General features: G+C 60.2%; 17 protein-coding genes. 14 read left to right on the top strand and 3 right to left on the bottom strand.

The genetic code is table 11. The features are described from left to right. The first annotated feature begins 41 nt into the window (after window positions 1-41). From BJ928_RS15435 to BJ928_RS15385, 11 genes are all read left to right on the top strand, one after another. Window positions 42-1,535 (top strand): sugar ABC transporter ATP-binding protein, encoded by a 1,494-nt coding sequence (locus BJ928_RS15435; protein WP_047630367.1) that lies wholly within the window; start codon window positions 42-44, stop codon window positions 1,533-1,535. Further along, complete coding sequence (locus BJ928_RS15430; RefSeq protein ID WP_047630364.1) at window positions 1,528-2,562, top strand: ABC transporter permease; 1,035 nt, start codon at window positions 1,528-1,530, stop codon at window positions 2,560-2,562. Before BJ928_RS15435 ends, BJ928_RS15430 begins: the two co-directional genes overlap by 8 nt. Next, complete coding sequence (locus tag BJ928_RS15425; RefSeq protein ID WP_047630362.1) at window positions 2,555-3,613, top strand: ABC transporter permease; 1,059 nt, start codon at window positions 2,555-2,557, stop codon at window positions 3,611-3,613. Before BJ928_RS15430 ends, BJ928_RS15425 begins: the two co-directional genes overlap by 8 nt. Continuing rightward, on the top strand, window positions 3,610-4,998 hold the full coding sequence (locus tag BJ928_RS15420; RefSeq protein WP_047630360.1) for an FGGY family carbohydrate kinase: 1,389 nt from the start codon (window positions 3,610-3,612) through the stop codon (window positions 4,996-4,998). Before BJ928_RS15425 ends, BJ928_RS15420 begins: the two co-directional genes overlap by 4 nt. Window positions 4,999-5,030: 32 nt before the next feature. Further along, window positions 5,031-5,687, top strand: a complete 657-nt coding sequence (locus BJ928_RS15415; protein WP_052227588.1) for a class II aldolase/adducin family protein — start codon at window positions 5,031-5,033, stop codon at window positions 5,685-5,687. A gap of 87 nt (window positions 5,688-5,774) precedes the next feature. Continuing rightward, a complete protein-coding gene (locus BJ928_RS15410; protein ID WP_047630356.1) occupies window positions 5,775-6,050 on the top strand; it encodes a type II toxin-antitoxin system ParD family antitoxin in 276 nt (91 codons plus the stop codon). After that, a complete protein-coding gene (locus BJ928_RS15405; protein WP_047630353.1) occupies window positions 6,037-6,378 on the top strand; it encodes a type II toxin-antitoxin system RelE/ParE family toxin in 342 nt (113 codons plus the stop codon). Before BJ928_RS15410 ends, BJ928_RS15405 begins: the two co-directional genes overlap by 14 nt. A 183-nt stretch (window positions 6,379-6,561) precedes the next feature. After that, window positions 6,562-7,236 carry a response regulator transcription factor gene (locus BJ928_RS15400; RefSeq protein ID WP_047630351.1) on the top strand — a complete coding sequence of 225 codons (675 nt, stop codon included), beginning with the start codon at window positions 6,562-6,564 and terminating at the stop codon, window positions 7,234-7,236. Further along, a complete protein-coding gene (locus BJ928_RS15395; RefSeq protein WP_047630349.1) occupies window positions 7,233-8,684 on the top strand; it encodes a HAMP domain-containing sensor histidine kinase in 1,452 nt (483 codons plus the stop codon). Before BJ928_RS15400 ends, BJ928_RS15395 begins: the two co-directional genes overlap by 4 nt. Window positions 8,685-8,908: 224 nt before the next feature. After that, window positions 8,909-9,499, top strand: a complete 591-nt coding sequence (locus tag BJ928_RS15390) for an ankyrin repeat domain-containing protein (protein ID WP_047630516.1) — start codon at window positions 8,909-8,911, stop codon at window positions 9,497-9,499. Between the two features lie 89 nt (window positions 9,500-9,588). After that, window positions 9,589-10,425: a bifunctional allantoicase/(S)-ureidoglycine aminohydrolase gene (locus tag BJ928_RS15385; RefSeq protein WP_047630347.1), complete on the top strand. Its 837-nt coding sequence runs from the start codon at window positions 9,589-9,591 to the stop codon at window positions 10,423-10,425. An 84-nt stretch (window positions 10,426-10,509) separates the two neighbouring features. Here the strand turns inward: BJ928_RS15385 and BJ928_RS15380 are convergent, their stop codons facing one another. Then, window positions 10,510-11,466, bottom strand: a complete 957-nt coding sequence (locus tag BJ928_RS15380; RefSeq protein ID WP_047630345.1) for a TadE/TadG family type IV pilus assembly protein — start codon at window positions 11,464-11,466, stop codon at window positions 10,510-10,512. Window positions 11,467-11,698: 232 nt separating this feature from the next. After that, window positions 11,699-13,435, bottom strand: coding sequence for a winged helix-turn-helix domain-containing protein (locus tag BJ928_RS15375; protein WP_063769445.1), 1,737 nt, complete (start codon window positions 13,433-13,435; stop codon window positions 11,699-11,701). Between the two features lie 449 nt (window positions 13,436-13,884). On the opposite strand from BJ928_RS15375, the gene BJ928_RS15370 reads away from it, so the two are divergent. Further along, the gene (locus BJ928_RS15370) at window positions 13,885-14,847 is read left to right on the top strand and encodes a hypothetical protein (RefSeq protein ID WP_052227564.1); all 963 of its coding nucleotides are present in this window, start codon (window positions 13,885-13,887) and stop codon (window positions 14,845-14,847) included. Between the two features lie 16 nt (window positions 14,848-14,863). On the opposite strand, the gene BJ928_RS15365 is transcribed toward BJ928_RS15370, so the two are convergent. Then, a complete protein-coding gene (locus BJ928_RS15365) occupies window positions 14,864-15,814 on the bottom strand; it encodes a LysR family transcriptional regulator (RefSeq protein WP_047630342.1) in 951 nt (316 codons plus the stop codon). Window positions 15,815-15,911: 97 nt separating this feature from the next. On the opposite strand from BJ928_RS15365, the gene BJ928_RS15360 reads away from it, so the two are divergent. Both BJ928_RS15360 and BJ928_RS15355 read left to right on the top strand, forming a co-directional pair. After that, window positions 15,912-16,787, top strand: coding sequence for a dioxygenase (locus BJ928_RS15360; RefSeq protein WP_047630340.1), 876 nt, complete (start codon window positions 15,912-15,914; stop codon window positions 16,785-16,787). Continuing rightward, window positions 16,784-17,845, top strand: a complete 1,062-nt coding sequence (locus tag BJ928_RS15355) for a maleylacetate reductase (RefSeq protein WP_047630337.1) — start codon at window positions 16,784-16,786, stop codon at window positions 17,843-17,845. The genes BJ928_RS15360 and BJ928_RS15355 overlap by 4 nt, the downstream gene beginning before the upstream one ends. The last annotated feature ends 53 nt before the right edge of the window (window positions 17,846-17,898 follow it).

Below are 17,898 nucleotides of genomic sequence, written 5' to 3'. Positions count from 1 at the left end.
TGTGCCGCCGCCGGCCGACCCGTGGCAATCGGAGTGGATCGATGAGCGATGAAATTCCGTTTCTGCGTTTGACTGGGCTGTCCAAGCGGTTCGGCGGCGTACGTGCATTGGAGGAGATCGACTGGGATGTGAGGCCCGGCGAAATCCATTGTCTCGTCGGTGAGAACGGCTGCGGCAAGTCGACCCTGATCAAGACCGTGGCGGGGGTGCACCCGCCTTCGGCCGGTATTATCGAAATCGAGGGCAAGCCGGTTCTTCCGCTTGATCCCGCCCGCGCGAAAGCACTTGGAATTCAGGTCATCTTTCAGGACCTGTCGCTGTTTCCGAACCTATCCGTCGCCGAAAATATTGCCATCGAAAACCATCTCGACCGGCTCGTAAAACCGGTCAAGTGGAAGAAGATGCGCGAGAAGGCTAGCGCTGTCCTTGCAAGGCTCGGATTTGCGCTCGATCTCGATCTCGCGGTTTCCGACCTCTCCGTCGCCGAACGCCAGATTGTGGCGATCGCCCGCGGCCTGGCAGCCCAGGCGCGGCTGATTTTCATGGACGAGCCGACGGCATCGCTGACGCGGACGGAGGTTGACCGCCTCTTGGGGATCGTCGGGCGGCTCAAGGCCGACGGCATTGCCGTCGTCTTCGTCTCCCACCGGCTCGACGAGGTGGTCGAGATCGCCGAGCGGGTCACTGTCATGCGCGACGGCCGCAAGGTCGGCACCTGGCCTGCCGATCAGATGAACGAAAAGAGGATCGCGCATCTGATGACCGGATTGGATATCGATCATTCGATCGTCGCGCGCGATATGGCGGAGGCGGCACCTGTTTTGGAAGTCCGCGGCCTGTCGCGTCGCGGTGAGTTTGCCGACATCGATTTCACGCTGCATCGCGGCGAGGTTCTTGGCATTTCCGGATTGCTTGGTTCCGGCCGTACCGAACTTGCCCTGACGCTGTTCGGCATGCACCGCGCCGAGAGCGGCAGCATCCGCCTGGAGGGCAAGGAGCTCGCACTGCGTTCCAATCGCGATGCCGTGCGCGCCGGCATCGCCTATGTTTCCGAGGATCGGCTTAGCCTCGGCGTCATCCTGCAGCAGTCGATCGGCGACAACATCATGCTCGCCGTCATGAAGGGCATGGCAAACCGTCTCGGGCTCATTCCCGGCAAGACGCGCGCAGAGCTTGCGGATGACTGGATCAAGCGGCTCGCCATCAAGGTTCCCTCGGCCGATCGCGCCGTGCAGACGCTTTCGGGCGGCAATCAGCAGCGCGTCGTGCTGGCCAAATGGCTCGCGACACGGCCGAAGGTGCTGATCCTCGATTCCCCGACCGTCGGCGTCGACATCAAGAACAAGCAGGGCATTTACGATGTGGTTGCCGATCTGGCGCGCCAAGGCGTCGCCATCATTCTCATCTCCGACGAGGTGTCGGAGCTCTTTGCGACCTGCGACCGCATTCTGCACATGCGCGCCGGCCGCATCGTCGGCGAGGCGGTGCCGGGTGAAGTCAGCGAGGCCAATATGAAGGAGCGCATCTATGCGTGAGCACAGCCAACCGGACGGACCATCCTTTGTCGCGCAATTGAAACGGCGCCCCGAAGCCTGGCTTCTGGCTGTCATCGTCGCCGTCGTGATCGTCTTTTCACTGACGGCACGCGATTTCCTGACGCTTGGCAACATCATCGACCTGCTTGAAACCTATTCCGTGCAGGCGATCATGGCGATGGGCCTTTTTGTTGTTCTGGTCTCGGGCGGCATCGACATATCCTTTGCGGCAACCGCTTCCGTCGCGCAATATTGCGCGGCGCTGCTTGCAACGCAGCTCGGCCTTTCCGCACCGGTTGTCATTATTTGCGGCCTTTCGATCGGTGCCGGTCTCGGCTGTCTCAATGCGCTGCTGGTTCATTATGTGCGCATCACCTCGATCATCGCGACGATCGCCATGATGAGCGTCAGCTTCTCGCTGCTGATGTATTTTTCCGGCGGCAAATCGATCTACACTTTGCCGGACTGGTGGACGAACCGGATCGTCTTCTGGCGGATGGAGACGGCGTCGGGCGACATCGTCCGCATCACGCTGCCGATCGTCGCCATGGTTATCGTGACGTTGTTTACCTGGACATGGATGACACGGTCTTCCGTCGGACGGCAGCTTTATGCGATGGGCGGCAATGCGGAGGCGGCGCGGCGCATCGGCATGAACATCGGCCGGCTGCAATTCGTTGCTTATGGGTATCTCGGCCTCATGGCTGCGATCGCCGGGCTGCTGCAGGCGCACCGGGTCGGCGAGAGCGTGCCTAATGCTATGTACAATACCGAACTTGCCGTGCTGTCCGCTGCCGTCCTCGGCGGCGCAAGCCTGACAGGCGGTATCGGCACCGTGCCAGGCGTATTGCTCGGCATCGTGCTTCTGGCCGTGCTGCAGAACGGACTCAACCTGCTTGGTGTTTCCTCTTATTTCTTCCAGATCGTCATCGGCATCACCATTCTGGTCTCGACCTCGATCACCGTCATCAGCTCGCGCCCGGGCCGTCGTCACCGCATCATCGCCGGAGCGCCGTCCAATGGCTGAGCCTCCAGTTCTCTACAATATCAACAACAGCCTGGCGGACTTGGTGGCGCGTGTGCGGATGAGTATTCCCGGCGCACATGCCGGGCTTGTCGTCCTGCTGATCCTTCTGGTTGCCGGCTTCTCCCTGTTCATTCCGAATTTTGCCTCGCTCGGCACGCTGCAATCCTTCATGTACCAGCTGCCGCTGCTCGGCCTTCTGTCTCTGGCGATGATGGCACCGCTGATAACGGGCGGCCTCAATCTTGCGATCATCGCAACGACGAACCAGTGTGCGCTGCTGATGGCCTTTATCATGCAGAGCCTGATTACGCCCGATAGCAGCACGGGAACGGCGGTTGCCGTGATCATCCTGGCGCTCGTCGCCGGCCTCGCGCTCTGCCTATTGATCGGCCTCATCACCGGCTCGCTCATCGCCTATACCGGCGTCCATCCGATCCTCATCACGCTCGGCACGAAATCTCTGATCGACGGCATCAGCATTTATCTGACCCGCGGCATGGCGCTCTCAGGCATACCGGACGGCTTCAGCCGCATTGGGACGACCACCATTGTCGGGGTGCCGCTGATCTTCCTGCTGCTGATCGTCGTCGCCGTCATCGTCAGCCTCATATTGCGGCGCACCGCCTTCGGCGTCGCCTGTGCCATGATCGGCTCGAATATCGAGGCGGCGCGCTATTCCGCGATCGATACCCGCAGGGTACTGGTCGGCGTCTATGTCATGTCCAGCCTGATCTGCTTCTTCGCAGCGCTGGTCATGCTGGCAACCTTCAACTCGGCGAGCGCGGATTACGCGCAATCCTATCTGCTGGTGACGATCCTTGCGGCTGTTCTCGGCGGTGTCGATCCCTTCGGCGGCTTCGGTACGGCCGGCGGGTTGATGCTGGCGCTGGCGATCCTGCAGGTCATCTCCTCGGGCTTCAACCAGTTCGGCCTCAGCAATTATCTGACGGTCGCGATATGGGGCGGCATTCTCATCTTCGTTGCTGCGATACAGACGGCACGGCCCTATCTGATGTGGCTGCTGCCAGCGCGTTTATCCGGTCCAAAATGAGCATCGTTGCGGTTTTCGATATCGGCAAGACCAATGTGAAGCTGTCGGCGGCAAGCGATGATGGCCATGTACTCGAAACGCTGTCGACGCCGAATATCGTCAAGGATGGTCCGCCCTATCGTCATCATGATCTTGTCGAGCTGGAGGCGTGGCTCATCGATAGCCTGACGGAGCTGGGCAAGCGACACGACATAGGCGCGATCGTCAGCTGCGCGCATGGGTCCGGCGGCGTGCTGGTCGATGGACGGGGTGCGGCAATGCCGATGATCGACTACGAACAGCCGATCCCCAGCGACGTCGATGCGCGCTATCGATCAGTTGTTGGCTCCTATCGCGAGCGGGCAAGCGCCATCATGCTGGGTGCGGCCCATCTCGCGCGGCAGATGCTATGGCAGGAAATGCATTGGCCGGAGACGTTTGCGTCAGCTCACGCCTATCTTGCCACGCCGCAATATTGGGCTTTCCGCCTCTCCGGCGTTCTGGCAAGCGAGGTGACGAGCCTTGCGGCACAGTCGCATCTATGGGCATCAGCCGACGGCCGGCCCGCCGCGCTCGTCGCAAATCGCGGGTGGCAGCGTCTCATGCCGCCGATGCGGCGCGCATGGGAAACGCTTGGCCCGTTGAAGCCTGAGCTTGCCAGGCAATGCGGCCTGAAGACGACGACACGTATTCTGTGCGGCGTGCACGACTCTTCGGCCAATCTCTATCGCTATCAGGCAGCCGATCTCTCCGATTTTACCGTCGTGTCGACGGGGACCTGGATCGTTGCGCTGACCGACCGTAACGGCGTCGATTTCAGCGACGAACAACCCGGCCATTCCTGCAATGCCGATGTCTTCGGCAATCCAACGCCCGGCATGCTGACCATGGGAGGTCGGGAATTTGCCGCGGTCGCGTCAAAGGCGTCCGGCCCTGCCTCATTGTCCGCGCTTCGGAGGATCATCGCTTCAGGCACTTTCGCGCTGCCGACGTTCGGCTCGGACGACGGGCTCTTTCCCGGCACTGCGCGCCGTGGCCGCCTGGAAGGGCCGCTTGCAGACGATGAGGACGTCCGCTTCACGCTCGCTGTACTTTATTCCGCGCTGCTGAGTGCGGCCTGTATCCGGGATCTACCGCCGGCGGGAACGGTGGTGCTCGACGGCAATTTCGTGGTCGACCCCCTTTATGGCGCCATCGTTACCGCCCTCCTACCCGACCGCCGCGTGCTGGTCAGCCGCAGCACGACAGGAACGGCGACAGGTGCGGCCATGCTTGCGGCCCATGAAGAACGCATATCGCCCGTGCCGCTCGCCGCCGAGGCGCCGGATATTTCCGATCTGCCCGACCTTTCATCGCATCAGCGCCGCTGGCAGGCGTTGGCCAAGACAATGGAGCAAACATCGTGACGACCTATGACGACAGTGCCTTGCGCACGGAAATGGTGGCAATCTGCCGCCGGATGAACGCCTCCGGCATCAACCAGGGGACGGCAGGCAATATGTCCGTGCGAAATCCAAGGGGATTTCTGGTCACGCCGACGTCGCTTCCCTATGACGTGATGCAGCCGAAGGATCTTGTTCAGATGTTTCTCGACGGCAGCTACGAGGGGGAACGCCGGCCATCGTCCGAATGGCGCTTTCATCGCGATATTCTGGCATCCCGCCAAGATATCGAATGCGTGCTTCATTGCCATTCGGTCTATGCGACCACGCTTGCCGTGCATCACAAGACCATCCCGAGCTTTCACTATATGACCGGCGTCGCTGGCGGTACGACGATCCGCTGCGCACGTTACGCCACCTTCGGCACGCAGGCCCTTTCGGATGCTGCGATCGAAGCCTTGCAGGACAGGCTTGCCTGCCTGCTCGGTCAGCACGGGCAGATCTCGCTTGGGAAAACGCCGGCCGCAGCCCTTGCGCTTGCGATCGAAGTCGAGACACTGTCGCGCCTCTATGTGCAGGCCTTGACGCTCGGCGAGCCGCCTATTCTCGATGACGAGGAAATGGCACGTGTTATCCAGCAGATGAAGAATATGAGCTACGGACAGGCACCGGATCTTGATGGGGTCAACGATGTGGCAAAGCGACGGCAATAAACCTTCGTAACCCTCCATCGTCCCGCCTCGAAGTCTTGACATCTATGCGACTGAGTAGCATTTTGGGCGCATGAAGGAGATTGTTCCGTGAGCGTCAAATCGTCGATATCATTGACCGATCAGCAGGATGCGTTTGCTCGCTCGCTTGTCGACACGGGGCGCTATTCCAGCCTCAGTTCGGTTCTCCAGCAGGGTCTGGAACTGCTGCGGCAGAAAACGGAAGCGGAAGCGGCCGAGACGGAAGGGCTGCGCAGGCTCATCCAGCGCCGCGTCGACGGGCCGATGATTTCGGCTCCGGAGATGGAGGAAAGCATCGAGAGCATGATCGAGCGTAAACGGCGAGCGCTCCGTGTGGACCCTTGAATATTCCAGGGATGCGGATCTCGATTTCGAACTGACCTTCGATCATCTGTTTGCGGCCTACCTCGATCTTGGAGACGCGCCCGAGGAAGCTCTGGAGCGGGCGGCCAACCGTATTCGCGAACTCCGCCTGGAAATCGATCGATTGGTCGGGACGCCCTACATCGGAACGTTGCGGCCGGATATCTATCCCGGTATCCGTTTCCTGCGGCGCGACAAGGCTGCCGTCTGGTTTCTGCCGGTCGCCGAGCGCCGGACGATTGTCGTCGCGGCGATTTTCTTTGGCGGTCAAGATCACATCAGGCGAATGCTGGCACGCATGCTGCAGTGACAATATTCCGATTGCCTTTCCGCCCTGAGATGGTTTCAGTTCGAAACGGAACCGTCACCTTTCTGGCCGCTGTTCATTCGCATTGTTCTGGTGCCACTTCGGCAATCCGCGTGTAATGTAGCCGCAATCTTTGGCTGTCAGTGGGGCGAAGGATGGCAAGCGCCGTCCTTTGGGGGAAAGTCGTTGCGAATTCTGCTGCTTGAGGATGAACCCGAAATGGCCCGCGCGCTACTTGAAGCGCTGCGCCGCCGTGACGTGCTTGCCGACCACGTCCGCACGATTGCGGATGCCGATGCGATGGCCCGCGTCGGGACCTATGATGTCCTTGTCCTGGATCGCCGCCTGCCTGATGGCGAGGGGCTGGATCTGGTGGCGGCGCTGCGTCAACGCAAACATCCCGTGCCGATCCTCGTGCTGACCGCGCTCGGCAGCGTCGACCACCGTGTCGACGGGCTCGACAGCGGTGCCGACGATTATCTTGCCAAGCCATTCGCGATCGAGGAGCTACTCGCTCGATTGAGGGCGCTCCAGAGGCGGGGGCCGACGGTTTCCGACCGGTATCTGAATTTCGGCAATCTAAGCGTCGATCCCAGGACCAATGAAATCTTTGTTGGCGACGCGCTCATAGACTTTCCCCGCCGTGAATATCTGGTGCTGGAGACGCTGATGCGCCGACCGAACCGCATCGTGACGCGGCCGAGCCTGATCGAGGCCGTTTATGCGCTTGAGGACGAGATCGGGTCGAACGCCCTTGATGCGCATATCTCGCGTATTCGAAAGAAGCTGCTTCTGGCCGAGGCCACGGTCGAGATAAGGGCCGTGCGAAACATCGGCTACCTGATCCGGGCGAAGGCATGACCCCGGAGCGCAGCCGATCTCTACGCTGGGGGCTGATAAAACGCCTGATCGCCCTGCAGGCCTTTCTTCTCGTTCTCTTTTTCGTCCTGCTCGTCGGTTGGATCTGGATCATCAATCCGGAGCTGGAAGATGCCAATGAAGAAGCCGTTCGCGTCGTCGCACAACAGATAACGCGGGATGATGACGGGCAGCTGCAGGTGGCAGAGACGCATGAGGTCGTGGAGCTGAAGCAGCGTTATCCGGAACTCTGGTTCATGATCCGCGATCATAAGGGGATACTCTTTCAATATGGAGAGATACCGACGGCCGCGCTCACGGAAAGTTTTCCGTGGACCATCGACCGGGCGAGAGTGGAGGCCGGCAACGGGGCGCATGCGACGGTCGAGAACCGCGAGACATCCGTTGGCAAGCTGCAGATCATGGCAGCCACCGAACGCGGCTTTGACAATGACGGCCTGAATGTATGGATCAACATGCGCGTCGAGGTTCCCAAGGGACCGCATGGCGAAATCCATTGGCTCGACGTCTTGCCGGCCATGGCATTCGTCATCTTCATCGGCGTCGCCCCGATACTAGCGCTGACCGGCGTCGCGACGCTGCTCGTCACGCCGCGCGCCGTCGGGCGGTCGCTCACCGGGCTGGTGGAAACGGCAACGCAGGCGCAAGCGATCGATTTCGACACACGCTCAGCCCGTCTCGATCGCTCGAAGGTGCCGACCGAGATCATCCCGCTGGTCGATGCGTTCAACCATGCCCTCTCGAAGCTGGATGAAGGGTATAACAGGCACAATCGCTTTCTTGCCGATGCCGCACATGAGCTGAGGACACCGATCGCAATCGCCCGGACGCGGGCCGATCTGCTGCCCGAAGCCGAAGTCAGCCATCAATTGCGCGACGATATCGACCGTTTGTCTCGCGTCGCCCATCAGCTCCTGGAGATGCAGGCCATCGGCGTGGTCGAACTGCGCGCGGAGAAGATGGATCTGAATATGCTGGTTGAAAACATCGCCGCCGATCTCGCGCCGATTGCAATGGATGCCGGTTACGATTTCGATTTCGAACCGAGCAAGGAGGAGGCAATCTTCGTCATCCAGGCCTCCACGATCGAAATGGCGGTGGTCAACCTGATCCGAAATGCCATCGACCACGCCGGGGGAAAAGGTTCGATCGTCGTTCGCGTCGGCGCTGCCGGTACGATCGATGTCTGCGACGAGGGGCCGGGCATACCGCCGGAGGAGCGGGATCGCGTCTTCGAGCCGTTTCGCCGCATCAATGCCAGCTCGTCCGGCGCGGGTCTGGGATTGAATCTGGTCAAGAAGGCCGCGGAGCTTCACGGCGGACGGATTTCATTTCTGTATACTAGCCATGGATTTTGCGTAAGGCTGCAGATCGGCTCCATTCCGCCCTCGGTCGTGGTCGCGGACATGGGCTGGCGGCAAAAGCCATAGGTGCCGGAACCGAAATCATGTGTAGCGGATATTGCCGTACAAAATCCTGAAAGTGTTTTCGTTTTCTTAGCGGTCGGCGCTTGGATATTTGATTTTCCGAAGCCGGGTTCCCTGCTAGGTTCGGGAAAGACACACCAACTGGATAAGGCATGTTGAAACTTCTGCTGTCGACCTTCCTTTTCCTGGCGGCTGTCTGCACCCCTTTTCTTGCCTTCGGCGATACAATGGATCTTCGATTACACAAGGCGGCGGCCGCAGGCGACGCCGCGGCCATTCACCAATTGCTGGACAACGGTGCAGCTGTCGAGGCGCGGGATGCAAGTGGCGCGACGCCGCTGCTGATCGCAACGCACGGCAACAAGGTGGAGGCTGCCCGGGTGTTGATCGAGGCCGGCGCCGACGTCAATGCAAAGGACGATATTCAGGACAGTCCTTACCTTTATGCCGGCGCCCGTGGTCATCTGGATATCCTGAAGCTGACGCTCGCCCATGGAGCGGATCTCAAAAGCACCAATCGCTATGGCGGCACGGCGCTCATTCCCGCTTCGGAGCGCGGGCATGTCGAAACCGTCGCGATCCTGATCAAGGCGGGTGTCGCTGTCGATCACGTCAACCGGTTGGGATGGACGGCCCTGATCGAGGCTGTGATTCTCAGCGATGGCGGCCCGCGCCACGTCCAGATCGTCAAGCAGTTGGTAGATGCCGGTGCCGACGTCAATCTGGCAGACAATGATGGCGTGACGCCGCTGCAGCATGCCCGCAGCCGTGGTTTTACCGCGATCTTGAAATTACTGGAGGAGGCCGGGGCGACCTAGCGGGACATTTCAACTTCCGACGTTATGCAATACGACTGGGAGGCAAATGCCTTAGCCTCCCGAAACGATAAGAATGAAGGGCTTAGACAATGGAAAGAAAATACTACTCCTCTCTTGGCGGCCATCCGCCGCAGAGCGACCTGCTGACGGGGCGCGCGGTATTCACGGAGGCTTATGCGGTCATCCCGAAAGGAGTGATGCAGGATATCGTCACCAGCTATTTGCCCTTCTGGAACGATACGCGCTGCTGGGTAATCGCCCGGCCGCTTTCGGGTTTTGCCGAAACCTTCTCGCAATATGTCATGGAAGTGGCGCCCGGCGGTGGCAGCGACCGGCCGGAGCAGGATGCCGAGGCCGAAGGCGTATTGTTCGTCGTCGATGGCGAGGTCGAACTTACCCTGCCATCCGGCAAGCACGTCCTTCAGCCGGGCGGCTACGCCTTCCTGCCGCCGGGTCTGAAATGGTCGCTGCACAATCGTTCGGGTGCGCATTCCCGCTTCCATTGGGTTCGCAAGGCATATGAAGCCGTCGAGGGACTGGCCCATCCGGAACCGCTTATCCTGAACGAGAAGGATATCACGCCGTCCGCCATGCCGGGCACCGAAGGGCGCTGGGCGACGACCCGCTTCGTCGATCCGTCCGACCTGCGGCACGACATGCATGTGACGATCGTCACCCTGCAGCCAGGGGCTGTCATTCCGTTCGCGGAAACTCACGTCATGGAACACGGTCTCTATGTCTTGGAAGGCAAGGCCGTCTATCGCCTGAACCAGGATTGGGTCGAAGTAGAGGCCGGCGATTTCATGTGGCTGCGCGCCTTCTGCCCGCAGGCCTGCTATGCCGGGGGGCCTGGCCCGTTCCGCTACCTGCTCTATAAGGACGTAAACCGCCACATGGCGCTACGTCCCTTCGGCTCGCGCCGCTAAATCGGATTGCTTTGAGAAGAGCCCGGCGTCATCTGTGGCGCCGGTCACTTTGTTCGGCCAAGCGGCCGCCCGATTACCACACTCTCAATTGGTAAGGCGCACGGCATCGCCGTCGACCGAAGAGCATTGCGACGAGATCGTGTAGAAGAAATCCTGTCGATCCCAGCCGCCGCCATCTTCCCAAGCGTGCTGTTGCGCCGCCTGACAACCGAAATAATTCTCGATCGGCAAGGTCACGCCCTTCGGAAGCTCGCTGCCGTCGACGAACAGATAGTTCGATGTGCTTGGGTCGTCTGTCCGTAGCATGAGATCGTATTTCGTACCGGCGGATGCCTTGCTGTTGCAGTTGACACCATTGTCATTGCCGATTGATGCGGACTTGCCGATTGGGCAGCCATCGTTCTTGACGTCCATCTGCAGCACCAGCTTGGTATATTGGCCGAGGGTAATCGGTCCGGACGGGACGGACGTCATGGTGCCCTGACCGCTATTGTTATGGGTCGTCGGCTGATAGGTTACGGTACCGACCACGGTTTCGGCCGTTGAATTGGGTCTGACGACGCGGATGGTGATGACTTTATAATACCATCCTTGTGCCTGTGTCGGGGTCAGTGTCACGATGTCCGGCTTGGCCGGTGCCGTGGCCTGGGAGTTTACGCCGATGTTGACGCTGTTGATGTTGACGACACGCATCAGGTTCGTGGGCACGGCTCCCGTCAAATTGACCGAAAGAGTGCGCCCGCTTGCCGTGATGGTGTAGCTCAGATTTGCAGGCGTCGTGTCTGCGTAGGCGGTGATGAAACGCGTCGCCTCCGCCTGTGCGGCGGCCAGATTGGTGCCATCGAAAATCTTGCCGCCGGCCAGCGCGGCTCCATCGGCTATTTCCTGCAAGTTCGTCCGCTGATGTATCGCCGACGCGTAGTCGACCGCCATCCCGCCAGCAGCGGCCAGCGGCACGGCGATCAGCGCCGTCAGTGTCGCGAAATTGCCGCCACGATCTCTTGCCAAGCGGCGTATATGCCGGAAAAAGTGGGTGTCCATTATTCCTACCAGAAATAGAATTAAACTTTGGAGAGACAATGGGCAGAAGATATAAACGTGTGGTTTAGAAGGGGGTTCAAGTTCTAGCGATGTCGAGTATTTATTATTCTATATTTCAGTAAATCATAAAATGCAAACGCTTCATTATTGCTTGGCGCTTTTATATACTGATCTACGATAAATACTGTACAACGGCGCAATCATAGGTAGTCGCATCGGCGATGCTTCTTCCTCAGTTCTGATCGCCAGACTTTTGCGCTTCGCCGCCGGCGGGCAACCCCAGCTCGATCAACGTTCGGCTTATTGCCTGCCGACCTTCAAGATAGATCGGGCTTGCGTTGCGGGAAGGCAGGGAAATGTTTGCGGTTGTCGAGCCTGGCCTTAGTTCCAGCCCTTTCGCCAATGCCTGTTTGGCTTCTTCCGTGCGACCCAATCGCTGATAGGCGGTCGCCAACAGCATGTACGCTCGCCCGGTGCCGGGCGTAATCGCGATGGAACGCTGCAGCCATTCGACGGCATCTTCATTATGATCCAAGAATATATCGGCCCAACCGGCGCCCAACAGCCAGGTCCAGCGTGAGACGGCCGGCGTGTCGAAACGATCAGCCAGCTCGAATGTCGCAAGGGCATCTTCGAAACGGCCGAGTTGAATCTGCGTCAGGCCAAGTTGGAACAACGCCGCGCCGTCCCATGGATTGCCGCTGAGCGCACGTGCGCAGGCTACAAGGCTTTCGGAGAACTGATTGGTGGCGGTCAGGAAACGGCAATAGATGCCGAGCACCGGAAGGGAATTCGGTCTGGTCCGCAGCGCGTGTTCGAGCTGGGATCTTGCCTCGCTCTCCGCGGCCTTGATCTCGGCCGGATCGTACCAGGCAAGCTGAATTCCGCGCAGATGCAAAGTGGCAAGCGCGATCTGCAGATCGGCATTGTTCGGCTGGTCGCTCAGATATTTTTCAAGGATCGATCGCGCTGTCGCGAAGCGTTCCTTCGTCGTCTGGTTGATCGACGCTGTCGCTTGCTGAATAGCGATGCTGGCGGCAGTATCCTGAGATGCCGGGTTGTTGGCCTCTCCGATCTTGTTGATGCGGTTGGCGAGTTCGTAGCCGACTCCTGCGGCAAGCCGGGAGGCAAGACGCTGTCGGTCGGGCTCATTGGCATCCAGCGTCACCTCGGCGACCGATTCGATCTCGCGGTTGCCCATGTTGATCAGCCGTGTTTGAAAGGTCCAGGATTGCGGGCTTCTTTGCAGTTCGCCGCGCAGGATGAAATCGGCATTGCCGCCAGGATCGGCGGTCGGCTTGGCGGTTGCCGCCAGCCCCTGTTCCTTCGAGGCTATCAGGCGGATGCCGCCGATCTTGGAGAGCCCGCCGATCATCTCCGCCGCGATGCCTTGCGCCAGAGCGGCGCTCTCGGAGTCGCCGACCGTATCGACAATAGGCAGAACTTCGATGATTGGCTGGCTTGATCCAAGAACGTTGCTGACACGAGCGGAAAAAATCGAGGCACCGACGATGACCGCGATCACGCAGAGAATTGCCAATGTGCCGAAAGCCAAAATCTTACGGGAGCCAAAAAGCCGAGCTGGCGCTCTGCCTTCATCCACTGTGGCGCCTGCGCCGGAAGCCGGTATATCGCGCGCTGCGTGGGGGAGTTCCGAGGCCTCCTGTCTCACGGTTACGTCGGCGGTAAAAAGGTAGCCGCGACCGGAGACAAGCTTGATCATGTGTCGTTCGGTGTCGCCGAGCGCGGTGCGTATTTCTCGGATACATTGAAAGAGGCTATCTTCACCGACATGTATCCCGGGCCAGATAGCTTCCATCAATTCCTGCTTGCCGACGACCCGCCTGTTGTTGGTGACGAGTAGGCTCAGCAATTCAAAAGCTTTTGGGCGTAGCCGGATCGCGGAACCATCGGGTCCGTGAAGCTCGGCACGATCTGGATCAAGAACGAACCCAGCAAAACAAAACACCTGCTCCCAATGATCCCCAACTGTGTCATTTAAAATATGGCACAATATAAAGAGAGCTAGGCTCGGCAGTCAACGTACCGATGTTGTCCTCGGAAAGCCGCACGGCCGTCCGCGTTGCCGTAAGGGCAAGCTCCTAGCGCGATTTGCCAACTGTATATTTCCCTCGAGAAATCATCGATTTCAGAAAAATATCAGAAAATATCAGAACCTCGCCAGCGCCTTATCAGGACGTCGTTGTACCGGTCGGATTATGTTTGGGCGGATAAGGAAACTCATGGCGGTTGCTCGTGAGTTGAGGGATGTACTTGAAAACATGAGGAATGGGCGGGCATATTTTTAGCTGCCGCCTGTGCTTCTTCGAATTCGACTTTCCCGACACTCATGATTGTCCCGGAACGGCATGGCAACGATCCGGGTGCACACAGCCGTCAATCTTGAGAGAGCGGTTCATGGGAAAGGTGCTTGATTTTCGGATGCATCGGTCGGCGGACGTTCCGCGTGTGGACCGGTCATTGCCCGCCGGCAGGTTAGATGGCCTGTTCGAGCCGGTGGTGTTTGCCCGCGCGGTCTTGCTTCTGGCGCGCAACTTCGTGGCCGTCCACGAGGTCTCGCCGCGAACCGCAGCGCTGTTTGCCACCCAACAGCGTTGGCTTCTTTGCCACGCCGCGCTTGGCGACTACTTTCGCACATTTCGCAAATCCGGCGCGGGATTGACCCGGCGGGGCTTCGGAAATCTCGCCCTGCAATACGCCATTGCCAGCCGCAATACCGCCTACGCATTTTTCGATGAAGCCCTGCAATATGATGTCATCCGCCCGATTGCCGATCCAGCGGGGCATCAATCGGAGCAGGTTGCACCCGCGCCATTCACGCTGTCGATGCTGATCCACTGGTACAGCGTCCATTTTCAGGCTCTCGATCTCATGGATGGTGGCGACAGGACGGTCCGGTTCCACGCAGAGCCGGAAAAGCTGCTCGCATTAATTCAGCCGATCGCTGCACACACGTTGCTGTCTGATCCCGAGATACGCAGCCCCGGCCCGCTCTATACGATCTTCACCTGGGCCGATGCCGGCGGACTCCTGATGGATCGGCTCATCGCCGGAATAGAGCCGGAGGTGCTGGCGAAACAAGGCAGGCTTCTGACCGATGTAAGCTCGATTTCCTATCTCGCCCAATCCTTCGGCCTGTCGCGAGCCCATACCAGTCGCAAGCTGGCCGCCGCGGAATCGATCGGCGGTGTCGGCTGGAGCGGCCGGCGCGGCCGCTCGCGGCTATGGATTTCGCACGGCTTCTATGAAGAATATGCACACGCACATGCCCGCAAGCTGCTCATCCTCGATCAAGCCTTTGCTGAAGCATCTCCCGTTCTGACGCCTAGCGAAAAGTCGATCGCAACGGTTGACGGCTGACGGCGACGCGGCATCGTCAAAGCCCCCAGATCACCGATTCCTCGTGACGCTTGATCAGGTGGCGAAGATCCTGGAAGCCGGCGCGCACGAATTCGGCGAATTGGTCGACGGCGGGAGCGCGTGGGGCGTCGATGCGCTTGAGGATCGCAAGGGCGCGCTCCGGATGCGGAATGGTGATCGGCAACGCGGTGATGGTCTTTTCCTTGCGCTGGGCGAAGACGACGCTATGCGGCATGACGGTCAGCGCGTCGGCCGATTTCAGGTAGTTGATCACGCTCATCAGCGAGCCACCGGTATAACGGATCTTGATCTCCGTTGCGCCGAAGGAGAGCAGCAAGGCGCGCAGGTCGGCCAAAAGTGGGCTTCCCGGCGGTGGCGCGATCCAGGGGTAATCAAGCAGATGGCCGGGTTGCGGCCGGCGTTTCAGAAGCAGCGGATGCGTTACCCGGCAGGCGACGACGTTGCGTCCCGGCAGGATCTGCTGGAATTCGAGCCCGGACCCTTCGTCGAGTATGTCGATCGGACATATGGCAAGATCGATCTGGTCGGCTTTGAGCGCTGCGCGCAGGTCGGGAAAATAACCATAGCTCTGGTCGATACGCACGTCCGGGTGGCTGGCCTGAAACTCGGCGCAGAGCCGGGCAATCAATGCATCCATGAAGAAGGGCGTGCCGCCGATCCGCACCACCCCGCTTTTGCCGACGCGGAAGCTTTCGACCAGATCGGACGCCTTTCGCGAGGCTGCGAGCATCACCAGGCCGTGCTCGGCGAGCGACAGGCCAAGCGGTGTCGGCTGCAGCGGCCGACGTCCTTTGATGAAGAGCGGCTCGCCGACACGCTTTTCCAGCATCGATAATGTGCGCGAGACGGCCGGTTGCGCCAGGCCAAGCAGGGCCGCACCCTCGGTGACACCGCCCGTCTTGACCACGGCCGCAAGCTGAATGAGGTGGCGTTCATCTATCTTCATAACAATCCGTTATATTGAATGGCAACAAAATCATCAATCCATGTGCGCTCAACTGCTAGTGTTCCCTTACATGCACGGCAGATCTTGGAGGATGAGCATGGTGGAGCGTGCTAAGGCGCTCACATTCAGCGAGGCGACATCGGCGGAGGCTTTCTCCGAGCGCTTCTCGGCCAATGGTGATGGCAATCTGCCGCGATTGATCGCTGCCGCGGTCACTCAAGTTCACGACCTCATCAAGCAGTTTCGCCCAACGCAGGAGGAATGGCGCAAGGTCATTGCGTTTTTGACGGAGGTTGGCCACGCCTCGGACGAACGGCGGCAGGAATGGGTGCTCCTGTCCGATCTCGTCGGCGCTTCGGCGCTGGTGGAAGAAATCAATTCCCGGCGGCCGCAGGCCGCAACTCCGAACACCATTCGGGGGCCGTTCTACCGCCATGATGCGCCGGAGCGGGCCTCCGGTTCCTCGATCTCGCTCGATGGATTCGGTGAGCCGTTATTCGTTGCCGCGCGAGTGCAGGATCTCGACGGCCTGCCGATTGCCGGCGCCGAAGTCATCACCTGGCAGGCCAATGGCGAAGGCTTTTATGAAAACCAGCAGCCGGACCTCCAGCCGGAGCACAATCTGCGCGGCCTTTTCCGCACGGATGACGACGGGCGCTTCCATTATCGTTCGGTGATGCCGTCGGGCTATGGCGTGCCGGATGACGGGCCGGTAGGACGTCTGCTCGCCGGGGCCGGCTATCCGCTGCGCCGTCCGGCGAACCTGCATTTCGTTATCCGAGCCAAGGGTTTCGAAACGATCACAACCCATATCTACGACGCGAGCGATCCACATCTTGCCGAGGACGTCCTCTTCGGCGTGCGGCCAGAACTCGTCGCCTGTTTTGAGCCGGCGGAGATCGATGGAAAGCCTGGCAGGGCGGTCAGCCTTACCTTCGTCATGGTGCGTACAAAGCCGGGGAGAGCAGGATGAGCCGAGATTTTTCCTATGCGGGCAGCCCAGCCCGGATTGTCTTCGGTGCGGGTAGCCGCAGCAAGGTGGTGGAATGGATCGCGAAAGCTGGCCGCAGGCGGGCTCTGGTTCTGTCGACGCCACATCAGAAGTCGGATGCCGAGATGCTGGTGCAGGAGATCGGATCGTTTGCTTGCGGCGTGTTTACAGGCGCAACGATGCACACGCCCGTCGAGGTGACGGAGGCGGCGATGAAAGTCGTGGCGGAGACGGAGGCCGATTGCGTCGTTTCCCTCGGCGGCGGATCGACGACGGGGCTCGGCAAGGCGATCGCCTATCGTACCGATCTTCTCCAGATCGTCATTCCCACGACCTATGCCGGATCGGAGGTGACGCCGATTCTCGGCCAGACCGAAGGCGGCCGCAAGACGACGGTGCGCGATGCAAAGATCCTGCCGGAGATCGTGATTTACGACCCCTCGTTGACACTCGGGTTGCCTGTCGCCATGAGCGTGACGAGCGGCCTCAACGCCATGGCCCATGCCGTTGAGGGACTCTATGCACAAGACCGCAATCCGATTTCGAGCCTGATGGCGCTCGAAGGCCTTCGCGCCTTCGAGCGGAGCCTGCCCGTTATCGTCAACGATCCGAAGAATACCGAGGCGCGCAGCGATGCGCTTTATGGTGCCTGGCTCTGCGGTTCGGTGCTCGGCACCGTCGGCATGGCGCTGCATCACAAGATCTGCCACACGCTCGGCGGTTCCTTCGATACGCCGCACGCCGAAACCCATGCGGTGATGCTGCCGCATACGGCCGCCTTCAACGCAACGGCGGCAGCGCCGAAACTGGCGGAAGCAGCCGGCATGTTCGGCGGCTCGATCGGCGGCGGGCTCTGGGATTTCGCCAAGGCGATCGGCTCGCCGCTGTCGCTCAAGGAATTCGGCCTGACGGAAGCCGATCTCGATCGCGCCGCATCGATCGCCGTCGAGAACCCATACTGGAATCCGAGGCCGATCGATCGGGATTCGATCCGCCAACTGCTGCAGGACGCTTGGGAGGGCCGGCGGCCGAAAGACTGAGACATCAGCGCCTGTTGGCGCGCTCTTTGGGAGGAGAGACGATGAGGGGAGGA

Source organism: Rhizobium sp. WW_1 (genome assembly GCF_003610155.1).
In the GTDB taxonomy this organism is placed as follows: Bacteria; Pseudomonadota; Alphaproteobacteria; order Rhizobiales; family Rhizobiaceae; genus Rhizobium; species Rhizobium tropici_A.
Note: the sequence above shows the minus strand (reverse complement) of the source record. Positions and strands in the feature narration are given on the sequence as shown.

Coding starts and splice junctions, on each gene's coding strand:
- BJ928_RS15435 (WP_047630367.1), top strand. CDS start 42: ATGAGCGATGAAATTCCGTTTCTGCGTTTGACTGGGCTGTCCAAGCGG.
- BJ928_RS15430 (WP_047630364.1), top strand. CDS start 1,528: ATGCGTGAGCACAGCCAACCGGACGGACCATCCTTTGTCGCGCAATTG.
- BJ928_RS15425 (WP_047630362.1), top strand. CDS start 2,555: ATGGCTGAGCCTCCAGTTCTCTACAATATCAACAACAGCCTGGCGGAC.
- BJ928_RS15420 (WP_047630360.1), top strand. CDS start 3,610: ATGAGCATCGTTGCGGTTTTCGATATCGGCAAGACCAATGTGAAGCTG.
- BJ928_RS15415 (WP_052227588.1), top strand. CDS start 5,031: ATGGTGGCAATCTGCCGCCGGATGAACGCCTCCGGCATCAACCAGGGG.
- BJ928_RS15395 (WP_047630349.1), top strand. CDS start 7,233: ATGACCCCGGAGCGCAGCCGATCTCTACGCTGGGGGCTGATAAAACGC.
- BJ928_RS15390 (WP_047630516.1), top strand. CDS start 8,909: ATGGATCTTCGATTACACAAGGCGGCGGCCGCAGGCGACGCCGCGGCC.
- BJ928_RS15385 (WP_047630347.1), top strand. CDS start 9,589: ATGGAAAGAAAATACTACTCCTCTCTTGGCGGCCATCCGCCGCAGAGC.
- BJ928_RS15380 (WP_047630345.1), bottom strand. CDS start 11,466: ATGGACACCCACTTTTTCCGGCATATACGCCGCTTGGCAAGAGATCGT.
- BJ928_RS15370 (WP_052227564.1), top strand. CDS start 13,885: ATGGGAAAGGTGCTTGATTTTCGGATGCATCGGTCGGCGGACGTTCCG.
- BJ928_RS15365 (WP_047630342.1), bottom strand. CDS start 15,814: ATGAAGATAGATGAACGCCACCTCATTCAGCTTGCGGCCGTGGTCAAG.
- BJ928_RS15360 (WP_047630340.1), top strand. CDS start 15,912: ATGGTGGAGCGTGCTAAGGCGCTCACATTCAGCGAGGCGACATCGGCG.
- BJ928_RS15355 (WP_047630337.1), top strand. CDS start 16,784: ATGAGCCGAGATTTTTCCTATGCGGGCAGCCCAGCCCGGATTGTCTTC.